The following is a 21,347-nucleotide window of genomic DNA, read 5'->3' on the forward strand; positions in this document are numbered from 1 at the left end:
AGCCATATTGTCAGCTAACAAGAAGGGCTTAAAATCGTCCATCGAACACCTACATATCGAACTCGCCATGGGGATTCGAAAGAGGCAGGATTACGTGACTTCAGGTTTGACTGCCACGACAAGCGTGGTGCGGATGCAAAGTGACGGCGACGGCAATGAGGCCGGTCGCGGCACAGCCGTCATTACGCGCACCAAGACCAAGACCAAGAAGCCCAGCCTTTACAGGGTCCTCATCCTCAACGACGACTATACGCCCATGGAGTTCGTGGTTCACGTCCTGGAGCGTTTTTTTCAAAAGGACCGCGAAGCCGCCACACGCATCATGCTTCATGTTCACAATCATGGGGTGGGCGAGTGCGGGGTCTATACATTCGAGGTGGCCGAGACCAAAGTGTCTCAGGTCATGGATTTCGCCCGACAGAATCAGCATCCGCTGCAATGCGTGATGGAGAAGAAGTGAGGTAACATGCCGGCTTTCTCCCAAGGCCTGGAAAAGGCGCTTCACCAGGCGCTGACGCTCGCCAATGAGCGGCACCATGAATATGCAACCCTAGAACATCTGCTGCTCGCCCTCATCGACGACACCGAGGCGGCCGCCGTTATGCGCGCCTGCAACGTCGATCTCGACGAGCTGAAGCACACCGTTCTGACCTATATCGACACCGAACTCGACAATCTGGTCACCGGTTACGATGAGGATTCCAAGCCGACCGCCGGCTTCCAGCGCGTCATCCAGCGCGCCGTGATCCATGTGCAGTCATCCGGCCGCGAGGAAGTGTCCGGCGCCAACGTGCTCGTCGCCATCTTTGCCGAGCGCGAGAGCCATGCCGCTTATTTCCTGCAGGAACAGCAGATGACCCGCTACGACGCGGTCAACTACATCTCGCACGGCATCGCCAAGCGCCCCGGCGCATCGGAGACGCGCTCGCCGCGCGGCGCCGATGACGAGCAGGGCGGCCAGAACGGCGCCGAGCCGCAGGAGGAAGGCGGCAAGAAGAAGCAGCAGCAGGATGCGCTGACGGCTTATTGCGTCAACCTCAACAACAAGGCCAAGGCCGGCAAGATCGATCCGCTGATCGGCCGCGAGAGCGAAATCAACCGCACCATCCAGGTGCTGTGCCGCCGCTCCAAGAACAACCCGCTCTATGTCGGCGATCCCGGCGTCGGCAAGACGGCGATTGCCGAAGGCCTGGCCAAGCGCATCGTCGAGGGCGATGTGCCCGAAGTGCTGCAGGACGCCACCATCTTCGCGCTCGACATGGGCACGCTGTTGGCCGGCACGCGCTATCGCGGCGATTTCGAAGAGCGGCTGAAGCAGGTCGTCAAGGAGCTCGAGGATTATCCGGGCGCCGTGCTGTTCATCGACGAGATCCACACGGTGATCGGGGCCGGCGCCACCTCAGGCGGCGCGATGGATGCGTCGAACCTGTTGAAGCCGGCGCTGTCTTCGGGTGCCATCCGCTGCATCGGCTCGACCACTTACAAGGAGTTCCGCCAGTTCTTCGAGAAGGACCGCGCTCTGGTGCGGCGCTTCCAGAAGATCGACGTCAACGAGCCGACCATCGAGGACGCCATCGAGATCATGAAGGGCCTCAAGCCCTATTATGAGGAATTCCACAAGGTGAAGTTCACCAACGAGGCGATCAAGGCTTCGGTGGAACTGTCGGCCCGCTACATCAACGACCGCAAGCTGCCGGACAAGGCGATCGATGTGATCGACGAGACCGGCGCCTCGCAGATGCTGGTGCCGGAAGCCAAGCGCAAGAAGACGATCGGCATCAAGGAGATCGAAGCCACGATCGCCACGATGGCCCGCATCCCGCCGAAGACGGTTTCGGCCGACGACGAGAAGGTGCTGCAAGGCCTCGACATCGAGCTGAAGCGCGTCGTCTATGGCCAGGACACCGCCATCACCGCGCTGACCTCGGCGATCAAGCTGGCGCGTGCCGGCCTGCGCGAACCGGAAAAGCCGATCGGCTCTTACCTGTTCTCAGGCCCGACCGGCGTCGGCAAGACCGAAGTCGCCAAGCAGTTGGCTGCCTCGCTCGGCGTCGAGCTGATCCGCTTCGACATGTCGGAATATATGGAACGCCACACCGTTTCGCGGCTGATCGGCGCGCCTCCCGGCTATGTCGGCTTCGACCAGGGCGGCTTGTTGACCGACGGCGTCGACCAGCATCCGCACTGCGTGCTCTTGCTGGATGAAGTCGAGAAGGCGCATCCGGACCTGTTCAACATCCTGTTGCAGGTCATGGACCACGGCAAGCTGACCGACCACAACGGCAAGCAGATCGACTTCCGCAACGTCATCCTGATCATGACCACCAATGCGGGCGCATCGGATGCGCAGCGCGCGGCGATCGGTTTCGGATCGACCAAGCGCGAAGGCGACGATGTCGAGGCCATCAACCGGTTGTTCACGCCGGAGTTCCGCAACCGTCTCGATGCGATCATCCCGTTCGGCTCGCTGCCGGTGCCGGTCATCCATCAGGTGGTGCAGAAGTTCGTCATGCAGCTCGAGGCCCAGCTCTCCGAGCGGGGCGTCACCTTCGACCTGTCGTCCGACGCGATCGCCTGGCTGGCCGACAAGGGCTATGATGAGCGCATGGGTGCGCGGCCGCTCGGCCGGGTCATCCAGGAGCACATCAAGAAGCCGTTGGCCGACGAGGTGCTGTTCGGCAAGCTCAAGAAGGGCGGCACGGTGCGCGTCACAGTCGAGAAGAAGGAAACCGGCGAAACCGGCCTGAAGCTCGAATCACTGGCCGACGAAGCCCCGGTGCAGCCGAAGCAGGAGCCGGAAGAGGCGCCGAAAGCCCGCAAGGCGGTGGCCAAGAAGCCCGTCGCCAAGAAGGCGGTGGCGCAGAAGCCTCAGCCCAAGGGCAAGGACGAGCCTGAGCCCAAGGGCAAGGATGGCGGCAAGCGCAGCCTGGTGCCGCAACTGCCGCGCAAGAGCTAAAAAGTTCGCCTATGAAAAAAGGGCCCGGTGACGGGCCCTTTTTTCATTGGCTGGCCGGTTTGCCGACACAGCGCCCCTGCTTTTCAGGTCAGATGTTGTTAGGTCAGGCGGCGACGCCCTCGGGTGCAAACTTGCCCAGGAAGTACCCGCACGCCTTCCAGATGGCGATCGAAATCAGATCGCTCGCATAGTCATCCACGGCCCGGCAGCTGCTTTTACCAACGGCTCTGATGTCGCAACCGAATGTTCCACGGTTTTTAAAACCCAAACGCATCCCGGTACGGCACTTTATCACGGGGTGGTTTGATATTTTCGGTAGTGTGCTGAGAGTTCTGCAAATTCGCTGAGAGGGGGCGGTCATGGCAGGCTGGTGATGTTCAACGTCANCGATACATCAACATGGACGACCTGCGCGAGCACAAGAAGCTCGCTCTGCGCCAAGCCGCATGACCAGCATCATGGCCGCCCCTTTTTGCAGAACTTGACGCACACAACCATATTTTCCTAACCGACGTGGTGGATTGTGGCTGAGCGCATCGCCCTGAGGCGCGCGCCACCTCAACCGTTCAGCGCTGCTCGGATCCTGGCCGCGTTCTCAGTCAGCACTTCGGGCTTCTCCATCTGCCCCGTATGCGGCTTGAGCGCGATGCCTTCGAACCGCGGGATGACATGGACATGCAGGTGGTAGACGGTCTGGCCGGAGGCCGGTTCGTTGAACTGCAGGATCGTGACCCCGTCAGCGCCGAAAGCCTTTTTGACCGCCAGCGACACCTTTTGGACCGTGGTGAACAGCCGGCCGAGCGTCGCCGGATCGGCATCGAGCAGATTGCGCGACGGTGCTTTGGGCACCACCAGCGTGTGACCGGGGCCTTGCGGCATCACATCCATGAAGGCGACCACGGCATCATCCTCGTAGACGCGGTGCGACGGGATTTCGCCGCGCAGGATCTTCGCGAAGATATTGCTGGGATCGTAGGCCTCGGTCATGGCGGCGCTCCGGGAGTATGCTCCCGGTGTAGCGAAGCTGTCCCGGACCGGCAAGATGGTCCGGCGATATCGACAGGCGAGGGCAGGGGCGGATCGCTATTCCTCAAGATCCTTGCGGAACGGCGTATGCTCTTCCAGGATTTCGCCCATCCGCTCGACCTCGCGGCGTTCCCGCCGGAGATAGTCGGCCACAGCATTGCGCAGGCCGGGATGTGCGATGTAGTGCGCCGAATGCATGGTCACGGGACGATAGCCGCGCGCCAGCTTGTGCTCACCCTGCGCGCCGGCCTCGACCACCTTCAGCTTACGCTCGATGGCGAAGTCGATGGCCTGATGGTAGCAAACTTCGAAATGCAGGAACGGGTGGTCCTCGATGCAGCCCCAATTGCGGCCGTAGAGCGCATCGGAGCCGATGAAGTTGATGGCGCCGGCGACATAGCGGCCATTGCGCTTGGCCATGATCAACAGGATGTCCTGGGACATGCGCTCGCCGATCAGCGAGAAGAACTTGCGGTTGAGATAGGGCCGGCCCCATTTGCGGCTGCCGGTATCCATATAGAAGGCGAAGAAATCGTCCCACGCCTTTTCGGTCAGGTCCTTGCCGGTCAGCCGGTCGATCGAGATACCGTTGGCGAGCGCCTCGCGGCGCTCCTTCTTCATCGCCTTGCGCTTGCGCGATGCCAGCGTGGCGAGAAAGTCGTCATAGGTCGAAAAGCCTTCGTTGAAGAAATGGAACTGCTGGTCGGTGCGGTGCAGGAAGCCGGCTGCTTCCAGCGTTGCAACGTCGCTTTCATTGGCGAAGGTGACATGCGCGGAGGACACGCCGAGCTTTTCCGTCACCGCCTTCAGGCCCGCTGCGAGACCGGCCTTCACAATGGCGCTGTCCTCGCCCTTGCTGACCAGCAGGCGAGGGCCGGTGACCGGAGAGAACGGCACGGCGCATTGCAGTTTCGGATAGTAGTTGCCGCCGGCGCGTTCGAACGCATCGGACCAGCCGTGGTCGAAGACATATTCGCCCTGGCTGTGCGATTTGAGATAGCAGGGCACGGCGCCCAGCAATCTGCCTTGGGCATTTTCCAGTCTGAGATGATGACCTTGCCAGCCGGTGCGCCGCACGGCGCAGCCGGAATCTTCAAGCGCGCTCAGAAAAGCATATGAAACGAGAGGGTTATAGCCGTTTTCTGTGTCGCTGCGGGTTGTGCCGGTAAAGCCGTTCCACTCGTCGCAGGTGAAGGCATTGATGCCGGCGGCGACGCGGATGGAGAACTCCGCATTCGCCGTTTGCCCATCGCCTTCGTCACCCTGATCCATGAGGCTTATTTAAGCTCTGTCGGGGCCGCTACAAGTCACGTTTCAGGCACTCCCATCAGGCGACTTTGACCAGATCGGGTTCGAACCCTTCGAACGTCATCTGGTCGGCGTATTTGAAGGTGAGATCCACCGCCGGCTCGTCATGCACCGTCCAGGTGATGACAGGCATGTTAAGCCTTTCACGCACGAAGCTGACGAATGGGTTCGGCAGATCGCCCGCGGCATAGGAGGTGAAGGCGATGTCATGTGCCAGCATGGCGAAATGCGCCTCGATCAACTGGTTGTCCTTGCCATAGGCCGTGAGCCCGCCCGGAATTCCTGGCGCATCCCTGGGGAAATCGCGGACCAGCCAGTGGTCGAACGACATGATCGCCGCCTTGCCCTTGTAGCGCTCCAGCATCTTGCCGACGCTTGCCACCAGGCCCTCGTCGTAACCGGGCACGCCCTTCAGTTCGATAACCATCGGCACACGGCCATCGACCAGGTCGAGCGCTTCCTGCAACGTCGGTATATGGTCCCTGGTGCCGCCGATCTTGAGTGCCGTCATTTCCGCCGCCGTGCGCTGCCAGACGAAGCCGTCCTGGCCGGTCAACCGCTTGAGATCGCCGTCGTGAATGATGACGGGGACGCGGTCGGACGACAAATGCACGTCGCATTCGATCGCATAGCCGCGCTCGGCGGCAGCAGCGAAGGCCGACAGCGTGTTTTCCCAGCGCGTCTTATTCATGTCGTGAAAGCCGCGATGCGCCACCGGCCGGGCGGTCAGCCAAGAAAGGTCGGTCATTGTCTTGGTCCTGCTCATGCGACCTCGAAGACGGCTTCGATTTCCACTGCGGCATTAAGCGGCAGACAGGCGGTGCCGACGGCGGAGCGGGCATGCTTGCCGCGCTCGCCAAGGGCCGCGACCAGGAAATCGGAGGCGCCGTTGGCGACCAGATGCTGCTCGACGAAATCCGGCACTGATGCAACAAAGACGGTGATCTTGACCAGCCGCTGGATTTTTTCGAGATCGCCAAGTGCTGCTTTTGCCTGCGCCAAGACATTGACTGCGCAGTACTTTGCGCCTTCCTTGCCGGTTGCCGTGTCGACGTCGCGGCCGAGCAGGCCGCTTGCCTGCAGCTTGCCGTCCTTGAGCGGCAACTGCCCGGCGGTGAACAAAAGATTGCCGGACCTGCAATAGGGCACATAGTTCGCGGCGGGCGCTGCGGCGGCAGGTATTGTCACGCCGAGATCGCTTAGCCGCTTTTCGATTGTTTCACTCATGGTATTTCCCTATTGCTTGGAGAGGCCGCGCTGGCCGGGCCGAAATTGCTATTTTTGCCTCGCTTCCGCCACGACTTTTTTTAAGCTGGACCATCTTTACCTGCGGCCTGCCATCAGCTGCGACGATCGGAGCCCCTTATGCGCGCAACGCGCCTTGCCTTCCACGCCGTTCTCGTTCCGGTGCTGTTCTCGATGGCTCCAGCCTTTGCCGTGCCGGCGCTGCAGGCGCATCGCGCCGTCTACGATCTTACCCTCGACAAGGCGTCGGACCGCTCGGGCATCACCGGGATTTCCGGCCGCATGGTCTATGAGTTCAACGGCTCGCCCTGCGAGGGCTATACGGTAAAATTCCGTTTCGTCACCCAGATCGCCACCGGCGACAACACCAGGCTGACCGACCAGCAGACGACCACGTTCGAGGACGCCGAAGGCAAGACCTTCTCGTTCGTGACCAAATCCTTCGTCGACCAGAACCTCGACAAGGAGGTCAAGGGCACCGCCACGAAAGAGACCAAGGGCCTCAAGGTCGACATCGACAAGCCCGAGAAGAACAGCCTGGAACTCGCCGCCACTCAGTTCCCGACCCAGCATCTGGTCGAACTGATCGGCAAGGCCGAGAAGGGCGAGAATTTCTACGAAACCAGCCTGTTCGACGGTTCGGAGGATGCCAACAAGGTGATGACCACCACCGTCATCGTCGGCAAGAAGGCCGAGGGCGACAAGGCCGACCCCGAAGCGCCGGCGCTGGCCAAGCTTGCCGGCGACAAATACTGGCCCGTCGACATCGCCTATTTCGACGAGACCGACAAATCGGGCGAAGAGGTGCCAGAATACCGCATCAGCTTCAAGCTGCACGAGAACGGCATCACCCGCGACCTCACAATGGACTATGGCGAGTTCTCGATGACCGGAAAGCTGGTCAACCTGTCGCTGTTCGATCAGACCAAGCCTTGCCCGGTCTCGAAATAGCAACAATGCGGCGCTGGCACGGCAGGCTTGATGGCAGTTCCCGATGGCGGTCTATGTCGATGCGGCGATCTGGAAATGGGCCGGCCATCGCTGGTGCCACCTGATGGCCGACGATACGGACGAACTGCATCGTTTCGCCGCCGAGCTTGGTGTCAAGCGTTCGTCCTACCAGGGGCCGCCCAGGACATCGGCGCCGCACTATGACATAACCGGCTTCGAGCGCGACCGGGCGGTGCGGCTCGGCGCCATCGAATGCAGCCGCGAGGAGATCGTTGCGATCTTCAGGCGCGTACGGGTACCCAACGGAAAGGGCCGATCGTGACGCTAACGGCATTCCTGGCTTATTGCCTTGCCATCACACTTGCCGCCGCCACGCCGGGACCGGCGATGTTCACGGTGATCACCAACGGCGTGGCACGCGGCTTCCTGCGTGCGTTCGTCGCCGGAATGGGCATTGCCGCCGGCGATGCCGTGCTGGTCACCCTGGCACTGCTCGGGCTGGTGGCGCTGGCCCAGACCTTCGAATGGGTGTTTCTCCTGTTGAAATACGCCGGTGCGGCCTACCTGATTTTCCTCGGCGTCAAGATGTGGCGGGCCGCGGCCGCGCAATCGGCCGCGCAAGGAATCCCCCAAACCGGATTGTCGCGTTCGTTCCTGCTTGGCGCCTCCGTGGCGCTCGGCAACCCGAAGGCGATCCTGTTCCACGCCTCGATCATGCCGCTGATCCTCAACCTCGACACCATGACGTTTGCCGACGGCCTGCTGGTGGTGGCAGTCGTCGTCGGCGCCAATATTCTCACCATGGGCATCTACGCCGCGCTGGCGGGCAGGGCATCCGGCTGGTTCAGGACGCCCGAACGCATGCGGCTGATTAACCGGTTCGCCGGCAGCGCCATGATCGGCACCGGAGCGCTGATTGCCGCACGCTGAGCGATGAAGCACCTCACCGCTTGCGTTTGCAGCGCTTCCCCTCTATATGCGCGCTCATTCCACACACGGACTTTGGTGTCTGCCCGGGAGAAATCCGGCTGAAACCTCCGGTGGCGTTCGAGGACAAAGTCCAAAAATGCCTGTGTCCGTGGAGGCTAACCGGAAAAGGAACTAAGAATGGCACTGCCTGATTTCAGCATGCGCCAGCTTTTGGAAGCTGGCATTCACTTCGGCCACCAGACCCACCGCTGGAACCCGAAGATGGCGCCTTACATCTACGGCGCCCGCAACAACATCCACATCATCGACCTGTCGCAGACGGTGCCTTTGCTGCACCAGGCTCTGAAGCAGGTTTCCGACACCGTTGCCAAGGGCGGCCGCGTGCTGTTCGTCGGCACCAAGCGCCAGGCGTCCGACATCGTCGCCGACGCCGCACAGCGTTCGGCCCAATACTATGTCAACTCGCGTTGGCTCGGCGGCATGCTGACCAACTGGAAGACGATCTCGAATTCGATCCAGCGCCTGCGCAAGCTCGACGAGATGCTGGCCGGTGAGGCCCAGGGCCTGACCAAGAAGGAACGCCTGAACCTCGACCGCGAGCGCGAGAAGCTCGACAAGGCGCTCGGCGGCATCAAGGACATGGGTTCGACGCCGGACCTGATGTTCGTCATCGACACCAACAAGGAAGCGATCGCCATCCTCGAGGCCAAGCGCCTCGGCATCCCGGTCGTCGCCATCATCGATTCGAACTGCGATCCGGACAAGATCGATTTCCCGATCCCCGGTAATGACGACGCGGCGCGCGCCATCCAGCTCTATTGCGACCTGATCGCCAAGGCTGCCATCGACGGCATCGCCCGCCAGCAGGGCGCGCTCGGCGTCGACATCGGCGCCTCGGTCGAAGCTCCGGTCGAACCGGCGCTTGATCCGGCTCCGGCCCCGGCTGCGGACGCTCCGGAAGCTTGACAATCGAAGGCCGGTTGCGGCCTTCATCATTCTCATATTTGGCACGCTAGACAGACGCATCACCGAGTACCGGTGGTGCGTCGGTGCATTTAAAACAAAGAGGCGACAATGAGCATTTCGGCTGCACAGGTCAAAGAACTCCGCGACTTGACCGGCGCGGGCATGATGGACTGCAAGGCGGCGTTGACCGAGACCAACGGCAACATCGAAGAGGCCGTCGACTGGCTGCGCAAGAAGGGCATTTCCAAGGCCGACAAGAAGGCTGGCCGTACTGCCGCCGAAGGCCTGATCGGCGTCGACTCCGGCGTCCGCGAGGCCGCCATCATCGAGGTTAACTCCGAGACCGATTTCGTGGCCCGCAACGAGCAGTTCCAGGAGATCGTTCGCAATGTCGCCAAGGTCGCGCTTGCTTATGGCACGACGGAGGCTGTCTCTGCCGCAAAGTATCCGGGTTCGGACAAGTCGGTCACTGACACCATCAAGGACGCCGTTGGCACCATTGGCGAGAACATGAGCTTCCGCCGTTCGGCCAAGCTCACCGTCCCGCACGGTGCTGTCGCAACCTACGTCCACAATGCGGTTGCCGATGGTCTTGGCAAGCTCGGCGTTCTGGTCGCGATCGAGACGACGGGCAATGAGCATGCCGCCAACGCCTTTGGCCGCCAGGTCGCCATGCATGTCGCCGCCACCAACCCGCTGGCGTTGACCGCCGAGCAGATCGATCCGGCAGCGGTCGAGCGCGAGAAGGCGATCTTCGCCGACCAGGCGCGCCAGTCCGGCAAGCCGGAAGCGATCATCGAAAAGATGGTCGAAGGCCGCCTGCGCAAGTTCTACGAGGAAGTCGTGCTCCTCAAGCAGGCCTTCGTGCTCAATCCCGACATCACTGTCGAGCAGGCGCTGAAGGATGCCGAGAAGGATATCGGCGCTCCGGCCAAGATCTCCGCCTATCTGCGCTTTGCGCTGGGCGAAGGCATCGAAAAGGAAGAGACCGATTTCGCGGCGGAAGTCGCGGCGGCGGTGAAGAAGTAGTTTTAAAATAGCCCCTGAAAAGGGGCTTCTCAGCTCAGGCAACTCGGCCGGGTGTCCGCAAGGATGCTCGGCCGATTTCTTGTGCGGTGTCGATGAAGGCCCTGAGCTTTGGCGCCATCGACGCCCGGCGCGGGAAGTAGAGGAAGAGGCCGGGCTCCTCGATCGCCGTTTGCGGCAGAATCTGAACGAGGCGGCCGGCTGCCAATTCCGCGCGCACCAGCGGCTCGAACACATAGGTCAGCCCGACGCCGGCAAGCGCAAGGTCGATCGCGGCCAGCGAATCGGTGACGATGACCGTACCCTTCGTCTCGGCCACGACATCCTTGCCGTCCTCGGTCAGGTCCCAGCGATAGAGTGCGCCGGAGCGCACAAGCCGGTAGCCGATGCAATTGTGGTCCGAAAGATCCGCCACACCGCGCGGACGGCCATGCCGGCCGACATAGGCGGGGGAGGCGACGATCACGGCGTTGAATGGCGGCGTCAGCCGGACCGTGACCATGTCCTGTGCGATCATCTCGCCCAGCCGGATGCCGGCATCAAAACCCTCGCCGACAATGTCCACCAGCCCCTGGTCGGTGAGCAATTCGATGGTCACATCAGGATAGCGTTCAGCCATCGCGGCGGCCACGGGAGTGACGGCAAGTGGAACGGCGATGTTGGGAACGTTCAACCTGAGCAAGCCGGAGGGCCGGCCCTTGATGGCTCGGATGCGGTCCATCCGGTCGGCGATATCCTGGAGGGCAGGGGCTGCCGTGTCCACCAGCGCCTTGCCGGCTTCCGTCAGCGAGACGCTGCGCGTGGTGCGCGCAAACAGCGGCTGGCCGATCCGCTCCTCCACGAGGCGCACCGCATGGCTGACGGCGGATGGGGACATGCCCAGTTCGGCCGCAGCTAGCGCAAAGCCGCCGCGTCGGGCAACGGCGACGATGACAGGCAAATGACTGAGCAGATCCCGGTCCATTCATGCATGATATCGCATAGTCCTTGCGAACACTTCAATCTTCTCGATGCCGACAGGCTGACCCATATTACCATCACCGATGCACAAAGGAGAAGAGAGATGGATGCCTTGAAACACGCTACCTTCGCCGCAGGCCTTGCCCTAGCGCCGGTCGATGCCGGCGGCGCCGAGCCGTCCGGTTGGCGCGCGCTCGCCGACGAACGCGCCGTCATCCGCATCGCCGATGCCATCGACCGTGCCGTCGATGCGCAGGACTGGAAGCTTGCCCGCTCCTATTTCGCCGACCGTGTCACCGTCGACTTCAGCAGCCTGTCAGGACAGCCTGCCGCCACCATCCCCTCCGACAATCTGATCGGTACCTGGGCCGGCAACCTCAGGGGCAGCAAGACCAGCCTGCATCTGCGCACCAATCACCAGGTGATCTTTGAGGCGGACGCGGCGACCGTCTCTTCGAACGGCTATGCCTGGAACCGGATGGAAGGCAATGGCGACCCGCTGTGGGAAGTCTGGGGCACCTACGAGCACCATCTGGTTCGCTCCGGGACCGGCTGGAAAGTCGACGGCTTCGTTTTCCGCGCCACGCATGAGCGCGGCAATCCCTGGGTCAAGATGACGCCTGGCCAGTGAGCCGGCGTCAAGAAATCAGGATAGGAAAAACACCATGACCATGAGCTATTACACACTGGGCAACAGCGGCCTGCGCGTCAGCCGGCTGGCACTGGGCACCATGACCTTTGGCACCGAATGGGGCTGGGGCGCGGACAGGGAAACCGCGCGCGCCATGGCCGACGCCTATGTCGAGGCCGGCGGCAATTTCTTCGACACCGCCGACCTCTACACCGGCGGCACAGCCGAAACCTGGCTCGGCGAATTCATCGCCGAGCGAGGCTTGCGCGACAGAGCGGTGATCGCCACGAAATTCACCTTCAACGCGGAGCCCGGCAATCCGAACGCCGGTGGCAATGGCCGCAAGAACATCTTGCGCGCCGTGGACGCCTCGCTGAAGCGGTTGGGCACTGACTATATCGACCTCTACCTCCTCCATGTCTGGGACGGGCTGACGCCAGCCGAGGAGGTCATGCGCACGATGGATGATCTCGTGCGTGCGGGCAAAATTCGCCATGTCGGCCTGTCCGATGTGCCGGCCTGGTATGCTGCCCGCGCGCAGACGATCGCCGAGTGGCGCGGCTACGAGCCGGTGTCGGCCCTGCAGCTTGAATATTCGCTGGCGGAGCGTTCGATCGAAAATGAGTTCGTGCCCTTCGGCACCCGCCATGGCGCAGGAATCATGGTGTGGAGCCCGCTGGCCAGCGGGCTGCTCAGCGGCAAGTACCGGCCGACGCAGGAAGGCCATGCCGGCCGGCTCGACGGCTTTCGCAACACCACTCATCCGGGGTTCCAGAAGTTCACCGAGCGCAACTGGGCGATCGTGGCGGAGCTCGAAAAAGTTGCCGCCGAACTCGGACGCAGCATGGCGCAGGTCGCGCTCAACTGGGTGGCAACGCAACCGGCATCGCCACCGTGATTCTTGGCGCCACCAAGCTGGCGCAGTTGCAGGACAATCTGGCGGCGTTGGATTTCACTTTACCCGCCGAGCTTCGCGCGCGGCTGGATACGGTCAGGAAGACACCGCCGCCATTCCCGTACGCCTATTTCGGTTCCGACATACAAGCCCGGGTTACCGGCGGCGCCGTGACCGGCGACAAGCCGTTGGGTTATGCGCCGCCGCTGCTGGTCGAGGGCGACGCCGTCAGCATCACCAGCAACTGACGGGCCGCGACGGGAAGGCGGAATTGGGCGAGGGGCGCCGCGTGACATCGCGGCGCCCTTCGTGTATCGGAACTCGGCATCGCGCCAGCGGCGGCGCCCGCGCGAGGGCGGCCTGCCCAGGCTGCCACACGCAACAATGACGAGGTCCAGATGACGGCAAAGCCCCTCTATCGACGTGTCCTGCTGAAAGCGTCGGGCGAAGCGTTGATGGGCGAGCAGCATTTCGGCATCGATGTCTCGGTGGTCGACCGAATCGCCGCCGACATCGCCGAAGCCCGCGCACTTGGTATCGAGGTCGGCGTCGTCATTGGCGGCGGCAATATCTTTCGCGGCGTGGCGGTGGCATCCAAGGGCGGCGACCGTGTCACCGGCGACCACATGGGCATGCTGGCCACCGTCATCAACTCGCTGGCGCTGCGCACCTCGCTGAACAAGATCGGCGTCGACGCCGTCGTGCTGTCGGCCATAGCCATGCCCGAACTTTGCGAGAGTTTTTCCCAGCGCCAGGCCACCGCCTATATGAACCAGGGCAAGGTCGTCATTTTCGCCGGCGGCACCGGCAATCCGTTCTTCACCACCGATTCGGCCGCGGCCTTGCGCGCCGCCGAGATCGGCGCCGACGCGCTGTTCAAGGGCACCCAGGTCGACGGCGTCTATTCGGCCGATCCCAAGAAGGATCCGAATGCGACCCGCTTCGAGCGCATCAGCCATGCCGAAGTCATCAACAAGGGCCTTTCGATCATGGATACCGCCGCAATTGCACTTGCGCGCGAAAACAACATCCCGATAATCGTCTATTCGATCCACGAAAAAGGTGGTTTCGGCGATATTCTGCGGGGCGGCGGCCGTTGCACGATCGTCGCCGACGAGTGACCCGGAGTATACTCTCCTAAAAAGGGGATCAGTTTTCGAAAGCGGGTCCGAATATAGGCCCTAAGCACTGAACCCGGATCAAACGGGTCGAGGAGACTAAGATGAGTGGTGAGTTCGACGACCTCAAGCGGCGCATGGATGGCGCGATCGCCGCCTTCAAGCACGATCTGGCTTCGCTGCGCACCGGCCGTGCCTCCAGCAATCTGCTCGACGCCATCCAGGTCCAGGCCTACGGCACCACCATGCCCATCAACCAGGTGGCGAACGTGTCGGTGCCGGAGCCGCGCATGATCTCGGTTTCGGTATGGGACAAGTCGATGGTCGGCGCGGTCGACCGTGCCATCAGAGAATCCAATCTCGGCTTCAATCCGATCGTCGACGGCACCAATCTCAGAATTCCGCTGCCCGAGCTCAACGAGCAGCGCCGCAAGGAACTGGTCAAGATTTCGCATGGCTACGCCGAGAACGCCCGCGTTGCGGTGCGCCATGTCCGTCGCGACGGCATGGACTTCTTGAAGAAGGCGGAAAAGGACGGCGACATCAGCGAGGACGATCAGCGCAAGCGCTCCGATCAGGTCCAGAAGCTGACCGACGAAACGATCAGCACCATCGATCACCTGCTTTCCGATAAGGAAGCTGAAATCATGCAGGTCTAGGGTCGGCCCACACCGGCCCGAAAGCGAGACAATGGCAACGCCCGCGCATGTCGCGATCATCATGGATGGAAACGGACGCTGGGCCAAAGCGCGCGGCATGCCGCGGCTTGCCGGCCATCGCGCCGGCGTCGAAGCGCTGCGCAAGACGGTGCGCGCCGCGCCCGGTCTCGGCATTTCCTTCCTGACCGTCTACGCCTTTTCGTCGGAAAACTGGTCGCGGCCCAAGGCCGAAGTGAGCGACCTGATGGGGNACGTGTGCTCTTCCGATCTCTTCCTGACCGTCTACGCCTTTTCGTCGGAAAACTGGTCGCGGCCCAAGGCCGAAGTGAGCGACCTGATGGGGCTTTTGAAGCTGTTCATCCGCCGCGATCTGGCCGAACTGCACCAGAACGGCGTGCGCGTCAGGATCATCGGTGACAGGGCGGGGCTGCAGCCGGACATCAGGGGCCTGCTCGAAGAGGCCGAATCGCTGACTGCGCGCAATGAATCGCTGACCTTGGTCATCGCCTTCAACTATGGCGGGCGCGACGAGATCGTGCGCACGGCACGCAAGCTCGCAGCCGCAGTGGCGCGCGGCGAGATCGACGCAGAGGCGATCACGGCAGACACTTTTGCCGGCGCCCTCGACACCGCAGGCATTCCCGATCCGGAGCTGGTCATCCGCACCAGTGGCGAGCTTCGGCTGTCGAACTTCCTTCTGTGGCAGGCAGCCTACAGCGAACTGGTTTTTCTGCCTTGCTACTGGCCTGACTTCAGCCGCGAACACCTGGCCGACGCATTGCGCGATTTTGCTGGCCGCGAGCGCCGTTTTGGCGGGCTTGCCGCTCAAGATGTCGCTGCCTCGTGATCGGCGGCGGGATGAACAATCTTCAGCTTCGCATCGTCTCGGCGCTGGTGCTGGCCGCAATAGCGCTTGGCCTGACCTGGTTGGGAGGGCTGTGGTTCCGCCTGCTTTGCGCCGTGATATCGGCGGTCATCTTCTATGAATGGGCGCGCATGTCGCGCCCCTTGGCCGGTGCGACCCTCGGCTTCATTCCCGAAGCGCTGCTTCTGGTTTTCGTCGTCGCCCTGGTTGCAGGCGTGCCGGCATCGTGGCTTCTGTCTCTTGTCCTGGCCATGGTTGTGGTCGCTGCTGTCGGCGCCCGTATGCGTGGGGCGGCGCAATGGGATGCAGCCGGTCTTGCCTACGCGGCTTTGTCCGGCTTATCGCTGGCGCTGCTGCGCGGCGGCGACCACCCCGGCCTGATCGCAATCCTGTTTCTGTTCGCCGTGGTCTGGGCGACCGACATCTTCGCCTATTTCGTCGGCCGCTCCGTCGGTGGGCCCAAGCTCGCGCCATCTATATCCCCCGGCAAGACGCAGAGCGGCGCGCTTGGCGGCGCTGTCGGCGGCGTGGCCGCCGGCGTGCTTCTGGCTGCCGCCGCCGGGGCCGGCAATCTTGGCGTCCTCGCCTTGGTTGCGCTGGTGCTGTCGATTGTTGCCCAGGCTGGCGATCTCTTCGAATCCTGGGTCAAGCGCCGCCACGGCCGCAAGGATTCAAGCGCGTTGATACCCGGGCATGGCGGTGTCATGGACAGGGTGGACGGGCTTGTCGCGGCGGCTTTTGCCCTATACGTGATCGGCTGGATTTCGGCGGGCGCCGATCATCCGGCGCAGGGGCTGTTTCCGGCTTGAGTGATATTTCACGGCGAAGAAATGGCGCACGCCACGGATTCGCCTGGATTGATGTCACAGTCGCGGCGACACCTTTTGCCGCGGGTGAATTTGAGGGCATGACTTGAACGAAATTCTTCACGCGTTTTTCAGCACGGAAGGCTTTGTCCTCGGCACGCTGGTGCCGTTTCTGTTCGTGCTGACCGTGGTCGTCTTCATTCACGAAATGGGCCATTACCTGGTCGGCCGCTGGTGCGGCATTGGCGTGAAGGCCTTTTCGATCGGCTTCGGCCCCGAACTTCTCGGCTTCAACGACAGCCACGGCACGCGCTGGAAGCTCTGCGCCATACCGCTCGGCGGTTATGTCAAATTCGTCGGCGACATGAGCGCCACGTCGAGCCAGCCGAGTTCGGAAGATCTGGAAACGCTGACTGACGCTGAACGCAAGGTCGCCTTCCACACGCAACCCATCTGGAAACGCGCCGCCACGGTGGTGGCCGGACCGTTGTTCAACTTCCTTTTGACCATTGCCGTCTTTGCCGTGCTGTTTTCCCTCTATGGCCGCCCTGTGTTTGAGCCGATGGTGGCGGCGGTCACCGCCGGCAGTCCAGCCGAAAGGGCCGGCATTTTGCCAGGCGACCGATTCGTCGCCGTCGACGGCAGCAAGGTTGAGACCTTCGCCGACGTCCAACGTCTGGTCTCAGGCCGCGGCGGCGACGCCATCACCTTCACCATGTTGCGCGACGGCAAGGAGGTCACCGTCGTCGCGACGCCGGAGCCGATGGAGCAGCTGGACGCGCTGGGCAACAAGGTCAAGGTGGCCGTCATCGGCGTCGTCAACAACAAGGATGTCGGCCAGCCCAGGCTGATCACCTACAGCCCTGTCGGAGCAGTCGGCGCCGCGGTCGAGGAGACGGGGCACGTCATTCAGCGCACCGGCCAGTTCCTGCAGCGATTCGTTGTCGGCCGCGAAGACAAATGCCAGCTGGGCGGCCCGATCAAGATCGCCAAGATGTCGGGGCAGGCGGCAAAGCTGGGCTTCCTATGGCTGGTGCAACTCGTCGCCGGGCTGTCGGTCGGGATCGGAATTCTGAACCTTTTGCCGATTCCCCCCCTCGACGGCGGCCATCTCCTGTTCTACGCACTCGAAGCCGTTTTCCGGCGTCCGGTATCGGCGCGGATGATGGAAATGGGATACCGGGCCGGCCTCTTTCTGGTGCTGGGATTTATGGGCTTCGTCTTCTGGAACGATCTGTTTGGGTGCTGAAATCATGAAGAAATTTGGCTTCAGCACCGGCAATGTTGAGACGCCGTTTACCATGCACGGGGGTATGCGTGACGCGAAAGCCACGCATCAGGGTTAAGTAATTACAAATTAACCAGAAGCCTTGCGTGTAGGGAAAATCCGGTTAATACGGTAGGAGAAATTACCGCACGTCCGGTTTTCTCGCCGTGGGGACTTCGAGAAAAGGTACAAAAGCCCGATGAAGGCAGCATCCAAATTTTTGAGCGCCGCGTCCGCGGTGGCTATGTCCGCCGCTCTGGTTGTACCAGGTGCGCTCGCCGTGCAGTTCGTTGCCACATCTGCGGCGCAGGCAGCCGTTGTCTCGAGAGTCGAGGTCAGCGGCAACCAGCGTGTCGACGCCGACACCATCCGCAACTACATCACGATCAAGCCGGGCAAGGCGTTTTCCAGCGCCGATATCGACGATGCGGTCAAGGCGCTGTTCGGCACGGGGCTGTTCTCGGACGTGCAGATCAATCAGGTCGGTTCGACGCTGGTAGTCAAGGTTGCCGAATATCAGGTCGTCAACCAGGTTCTGTTCCAGGGCAACAAGAAGCTCAAGGACAATGCGCTGGCAGTCGCCGTGCAGTTGAAGCCGCGCGGGACGTTTTCCCAGGCAACGCTGGACTCCGATGTCGAGGCGGTGAAGGCTGCCTACAGGCGAATTGGCCGCGATGACGCCGCTGTCACGACGCAGATCATGGATCTCGGCGACAACCGCGTGAACGTGGTCTTCAACATCAACGAAGGCGGCCGCACCAAGATCGCCGCCGTCAATTTCGTCGGCAACAGCGCCTATTCGAGCCGCCGCCTGTCCGACGTCATCGCCACCAAGCGCTCGAGCTTCCTGTCCTTCGTGCTGCGTGACGACGTCTATGACGAGGACAAGCTCCGCGCCGACCAGGAATCGCTGCGCCGCTTCTATTACAATCACGGCTATGCCGACTTCCAGGTGGTCTCAGCTGTCGGCGAGCTCGACGACACGACCAACCAGTACACCGTTACCATCACCGTCCAGGAAGGCGACCGCTATACGTTCGGCGACGTCAGCGTCGAGAGCACCATTCCCGAAGTCGACTCGAAGGCGCTGGAATCGGTGGTTCAGACCCACAAGGGCGACGTCTACAACGCCAAGGATGTCGAGGACACCATCATCGCGCTGACCGAAAAGGTCGCGGGTTCGGGCTATGCCTTCGCCCAGGTGACGCCGCGCGGCGATCGCAACTTCGAGAACCACACCATTTCGGTCGTCTATACGATCGACCAGGGCACCAAGGCCTATATCGAGCGCATCGAAATCCGCGGCAACGACCGCACGCGCGACTATGTCATTCGTCGTGAGTTCGATGTCAGCGAAGGCGACGCCTTCAACCAGGTACTCATCCAGCGCGCGAAGAAGCGGCTGGAAAAGCTGGATTACTTTGAGAAAGTCGACGTTTCGACTGTCCCGGGTTCTGAGCCAGACCAGGTCGTGCTCGTGGTTGACGTAGTCGAGAAATCGACCGGCGAGTTCTCGGTCGGCGCAGGATATTCGACCGGTGGCGATACTGCGGGTCCGTCCGTCGAAGGTTCGGTCGCGGAGCGCAACTTCCTCGGTCGCGGCCAGTACATCAAGGTTTCGGCGGGTGGTGGCAAGAATTCGCGCGACTACAGCCTGTCCTTCACCGAGCCCTATTTCCTCGGGCGCCGTATCGCTGCCGGCTTCGACATCTTCCAGCAGACGCGCAACTACGACCACTATGACAGCGAGACGCTGGGTGCGACGGTGCGCTTCGGCCTGCCGATCACCGACAACATCTCGACACAGTTGGCGTACAATATCGCCCAGGAGAAGTACAAGCTCGACGACGGTTGCGATAACAATCCTATTGTCGTAGGCCCGCCGGTCAACGCACCTGGCGACGGGATTCCTGACGCCGACTGCAAGATATCTCCGGCGATCGTCCAGGGAATTGACGAAAGCCCTTGGATCAAGTCGTCGGTCAGCCTTGGGCTGGTCTACAACACCATCGACGACATGAAGAGCCCGCACGAAGGCATCTACGCCACCACGACCGTGGAAGTGGCCGGCCTTGGTGGCGATGCCAAATTCGTCAAGGTTACCGGTCGTGGCACTGTCTACCAGACCTTGTCCGAACAGCTGGATCTGGTCGGCCTGATCTCAGGCGGCGCCGGCCATATCCAAGGCTTCGGCGGTGACGGCCTGCGTATCTTCGATCAGTTCCAGAGCAGCGACCGCATGATCCGCGGCTTCGAGTATGGTGGCATCGGTCCTGCGGATATTGCAACGGGTGACCACCTCGGCGGCACCACCTATTTCAATGCGTCGGCGGAAGCTCAGTTTCCGATACCGGTCATTCCGGAAAGCTTTGGTGTGCGCGGCGCCGTGTTTGCTGATGCCGCCACACTGTATGGCAGCAAGATTAACGTCGCCGGGGTTACTCAAGCTTCAACTGATCTAGCGTTGCGCGCTTCGGTTGGTGTCGGCTTGTTGTGGTCGTCGCCCTTCGGCCCGATCCGCATTGACTACGCGATGCCCGTCAAGAAGGAAAAGACCGACGACGTGCAGGAATTCAACTTCGGCATGTCGAGCCGCTTCTGATGCGCGGGTAACGATGCTTCCGGGCCGTTGGGGTCCGGAAGAGAATTGATCCGACCTAGCTGGATATTGCTTCTGGAATGACCGATCCGGTGTTCTTCGCGCCATCACGCCGGTATACGGCCGGCGAAGTCGCGAATCTGACCGGCGCATCGCTTGTCGATTCCGATCTTGCCCACATATCGATCGATGCGTTGGCGCCAGCCAACGAAGGCGGCGAGGGTGCGCTCGTCTTCGTCGACGGCAAGCGCAATTTCGCGCTGATGCAGTCGCTGAAGGCGGCGGCCGTGTTTTGTCCCGCCGAGTTCGCCGGCAAGGCGCCGGCCGGCATTGCGGTTCTGGTGCATCCGCGCCCGCAGCAGGCCTTCGCCATGATCGGCCGGCTGCTGTTCCCGACAGCGGCTACGCCGGGACCGATGACCAGCGAAACCGGGGTCTCGCCGCAAGCTCATGTCGATACCACGGCGCATATCGAGGCAGGCGCGATCATCGAGGCCGGAGCCGTCGTCGGCCCGCGTGCTTCCATCGGCAGCGGAACGGTCATTGCCCCCCACGCCGTTATCGGTCCGTCATGCCAGATCGGCCGCGACGGCTATATCGGACCAGGTGTCAGCGTCCAGTACGCGCTGATCGGCAACCGCGTCATCATTCATGGCGGCGCCAGGATCGGCCAGGACGGCTTCGGCTTTGTCGGCGGCGCCAAAGGCCCTGAGCGTGTGCCGCAGGTCGGCCGCGTTATCATTCAGGACGATGTCGAAATCGGCTCGAACACGACCGTCGATCGCGGCGCCATGTCGGATACGGTCATCGGTCAGGGGACCAAGATCGACAATCTGGTGCAGATCGCCCATAACGTTCGCATCGGCCGCAATTGCATTATTGCCGGGCTCTCTGGTATTTCCGGCTCCGTCACCGTCGGCGACGGTGTCACCATGGGGGGCGGCGTTGGCCTTGCCGATCATTTGACCATCGGATCAGGGGCCAAGCTTGCTGCAAGAAGCGGGTTCATGAGCAACGTGCCGGCGGGCGAGATCTGGGGAGGCTATCCGGCGCAGCCGATGGCGGAAGCCATGCGTGAGATCGCCATGCTGAGGAAGCTTGCCAGGACGCGCAAGCAGGGCGAAGGGGGAAGTAGCTGA

Annotated in this window: 20 protein-coding genes and 1 pseudogene; 16 read left to right on the forward strand and 5 right to left on the reverse strand. The window is 62.2% G+C overall.

Annotated features, from left to right (window positions below):
• The first annotated feature begins 133 nt into the window (after positions 1-133).
• Both clpS and clpA read left to right on the forward strand, forming a co-directional pair.
• Complete coding sequence (gene clpS / locus X726_RS149955) at positions 134-460, forward strand: ATP-dependent Clp protease adapter ClpS (protein ID WP_023671012.1); 327 nt, start codon at positions 134-136, stop codon at positions 458-460.
• A 6-nt stretch (positions 461-466) separates the two neighbouring features.
• Entirely contained in the window at positions 467-2,956 is a 2,490-nt protein-coding gene (gene clpA, locus X726_RS149950) for an ATP-dependent Clp protease ATP-binding subunit ClpA (protein WP_023671013.1), read from the forward strand.
• 558 nt (positions 2,957-3,514) lie between these two features.
• Here the strand turns inward: clpA and X726_RS149945 are convergent.
• The 4 genes from X726_RS149945 to X726_RS149930 all read right to left on the reverse strand — a co-directional run bounded on the left by X726_RS149945 (position 3,515) and on the right by X726_RS149930 (position 6,517).
• A complete protein-coding gene (locus X726_RS149945; protein ID WP_023671015.1) occupies positions 3,515-3,943 on the reverse strand; it encodes an HIT family protein in 429 nt (142 codons plus the stop codon).
• 96 nt (positions 3,944-4,039) lie between these two features.
• Positions 4,040-5,254: a GNAT family N-acetyltransferase gene (locus X726_RS149940; protein WP_023671016.1), complete on the reverse strand. Its 1,215-nt coding sequence runs from the start codon at positions 5,252-5,254 to the stop codon at positions 4,040-4,042.
• A 55-nt stretch (positions 5,255-5,309) separates the two neighbouring features.
• Positions 5,310-6,038, reverse strand: coding sequence for a glycerophosphodiester phosphodiesterase (locus X726_RS149935; protein ID WP_023671017.1), 729 nt, complete (start codon positions 6,036-6,038; stop codon positions 5,310-5,312).
• Positions 6,039-6,052: 14 nt separating this feature from the next.
• Entirely contained in the window at positions 6,053-6,517 is a 465-nt protein-coding gene (locus X726_RS149930; protein ID WP_023671018.1) for a RidA family protein, read from the reverse strand.
• Between the two features lie 138 nt (positions 6,518-6,655).
• Here X726_RS149930 and X726_RS149925 point away from each other — a divergent pair, with 138 nt between their 5' ends.
• From X726_RS149925 to tsf, 5 genes are all read left to right on the forward strand, one after another.
• On the forward strand, positions 6,656-7,486 hold the full coding sequence (locus tag X726_RS149925) for a cell envelope integrity EipB family protein (protein ID WP_023671019.1): 831 nt from the start codon (positions 6,656-6,658) through the stop codon (positions 7,484-7,486).
• Positions 7,487-7,529: 43 nt separating this feature from the next.
• Complete coding sequence (locus X726_RS149920) at positions 7,530-7,808, forward strand: DUF4031 domain-containing protein (protein WP_023671020.1); 279 nt, start codon at positions 7,530-7,532, stop codon at positions 7,806-7,808.
• Positions 7,805-8,416 (forward strand): LysE family translocator, encoded by a 612-nt coding sequence (locus X726_RS149915; RefSeq protein WP_023671021.1) that lies wholly within the window; start codon positions 7,805-7,807, stop codon positions 8,414-8,416. The genes X726_RS149920 and X726_RS149915 overlap by 4 nt, the downstream gene beginning before the upstream one ends.
• A gap of 177 nt (positions 8,417-8,593) precedes the next feature.
• Complete coding sequence (gene rpsB, locus X726_RS149910; protein ID WP_023671022.1) at positions 8,594-9,382, forward strand: 30S ribosomal protein S2; 789 nt, start codon at positions 8,594-8,596, stop codon at positions 9,380-9,382.
• Between the two features lie 108 nt (positions 9,383-9,490).
• The gene (gene tsf / locus X726_RS149905) at positions 9,491-10,411 is read left to right on the forward strand and encodes a translation elongation factor Ts (protein WP_023671023.1); all 921 of its coding nucleotides are present in this window, start codon (positions 9,491-9,493) and stop codon (positions 10,409-10,411) included.
• A gap of 34 nt (positions 10,412-10,445) precedes the next feature.
• Here the strand turns inward: tsf and X726_RS149900 are convergent, their stop codons facing one another.
• Positions 10,446-11,372, reverse strand: a complete 927-nt coding sequence (locus X726_RS149900; RefSeq protein ID WP_023671024.1) for a LysR family transcriptional regulator — start codon at positions 11,370-11,372, stop codon at positions 10,446-10,448.
• A 99-nt stretch (positions 11,373-11,471) separates the two neighbouring features.
• Here X726_RS149900 and X726_RS149895 point away from each other — a divergent pair, with 99 nt between their 5' ends.
• The 9 genes and pseudogenes from X726_RS149895 to lpxD all read left to right on the forward strand — a co-directional run bounded on the left by X726_RS149895 (position 11,472) and on the right by lpxD (position 21,347).
• A complete protein-coding gene (locus tag X726_RS149895; RefSeq protein WP_023671025.1) occupies positions 11,472-11,999 on the forward strand; it encodes a nuclear transport factor 2 family protein in 528 nt (175 codons plus the stop codon).
• A 34-nt stretch (positions 12,000-12,033) separates the two neighbouring features.
• Positions 12,034-13,142: pseudogene (locus tag X726_RS01000000167125) on the forward strand (aldo/keto reductase).
• Between the two features lie 150 nt (positions 13,143-13,292).
• On the forward strand, positions 13,293-14,015 hold the full coding sequence (gene pyrH / locus X726_RS149890) for a UMP kinase (protein ID WP_023671026.1): 723 nt from the start codon (positions 13,293-13,295) through the stop codon (positions 14,013-14,015).
• A 101-nt stretch (positions 14,016-14,116) separates the two neighbouring features.
• Positions 14,117-14,671 carry a ribosome recycling factor gene (frr, locus tag X726_RS149885; RefSeq protein ID WP_023671027.1) on the forward strand — a complete coding sequence of 185 codons (555 nt, stop codon included), beginning with the start codon at positions 14,117-14,119 and terminating at the stop codon, positions 14,669-14,671.
• A 31-nt stretch (positions 14,672-14,702) separates the two neighbouring features.
• A complete protein-coding gene (gene uppS, locus X726_RS0135575) occupies positions 14,703-15,518 on the forward strand; it encodes a polyprenyl diphosphate synthase (RefSeq protein WP_031215089.1) in 816 nt (271 codons plus the stop codon).
• 11 nt (positions 15,519-15,529) lie between these two features.
• Positions 15,530-16,345, forward strand: coding sequence for a phosphatidate cytidylyltransferase (locus X726_RS149880; protein ID WP_023671028.1), 816 nt, complete (start codon positions 15,530-15,532; stop codon positions 16,343-16,345).
• A gap of 103 nt (positions 16,346-16,448) precedes the next feature.
• Positions 16,449-17,591 (forward strand): RIP metalloprotease RseP, encoded by a 1,143-nt coding sequence (rseP, locus tag X726_RS149875; protein WP_023671029.1) that lies wholly within the window; start codon positions 16,449-16,451, stop codon positions 17,589-17,591.
• Positions 17,592-17,808: 217 nt separating this feature from the next.
• Positions 17,809-20,211 (forward strand): outer membrane protein assembly factor BamA, encoded by a 2,403-nt coding sequence (gene bamA / locus X726_RS149870; RefSeq protein ID WP_023671031.1) that lies wholly within the window; start codon positions 17,809-17,811, stop codon positions 20,209-20,211.
• A gap of 77 nt (positions 20,212-20,288) precedes the next feature.
• A complete protein-coding gene (gene lpxD, locus X726_RS149865) occupies positions 20,289-21,347 on the forward strand; it encodes a UDP-3-O-(3-hydroxymyristoyl)glucosamine N-acyltransferase (RefSeq protein ID WP_023671032.1) in 1,059 nt (352 codons plus the stop codon).

Source organism: Mesorhizobium sp. LSJC285A00 (assembly GCF_000503155.1).
In the GTDB taxonomy this organism is placed as follows: domain Bacteria; phylum Pseudomonadota; class Alphaproteobacteria; order Rhizobiales; family Rhizobiaceae; genus Mesorhizobium.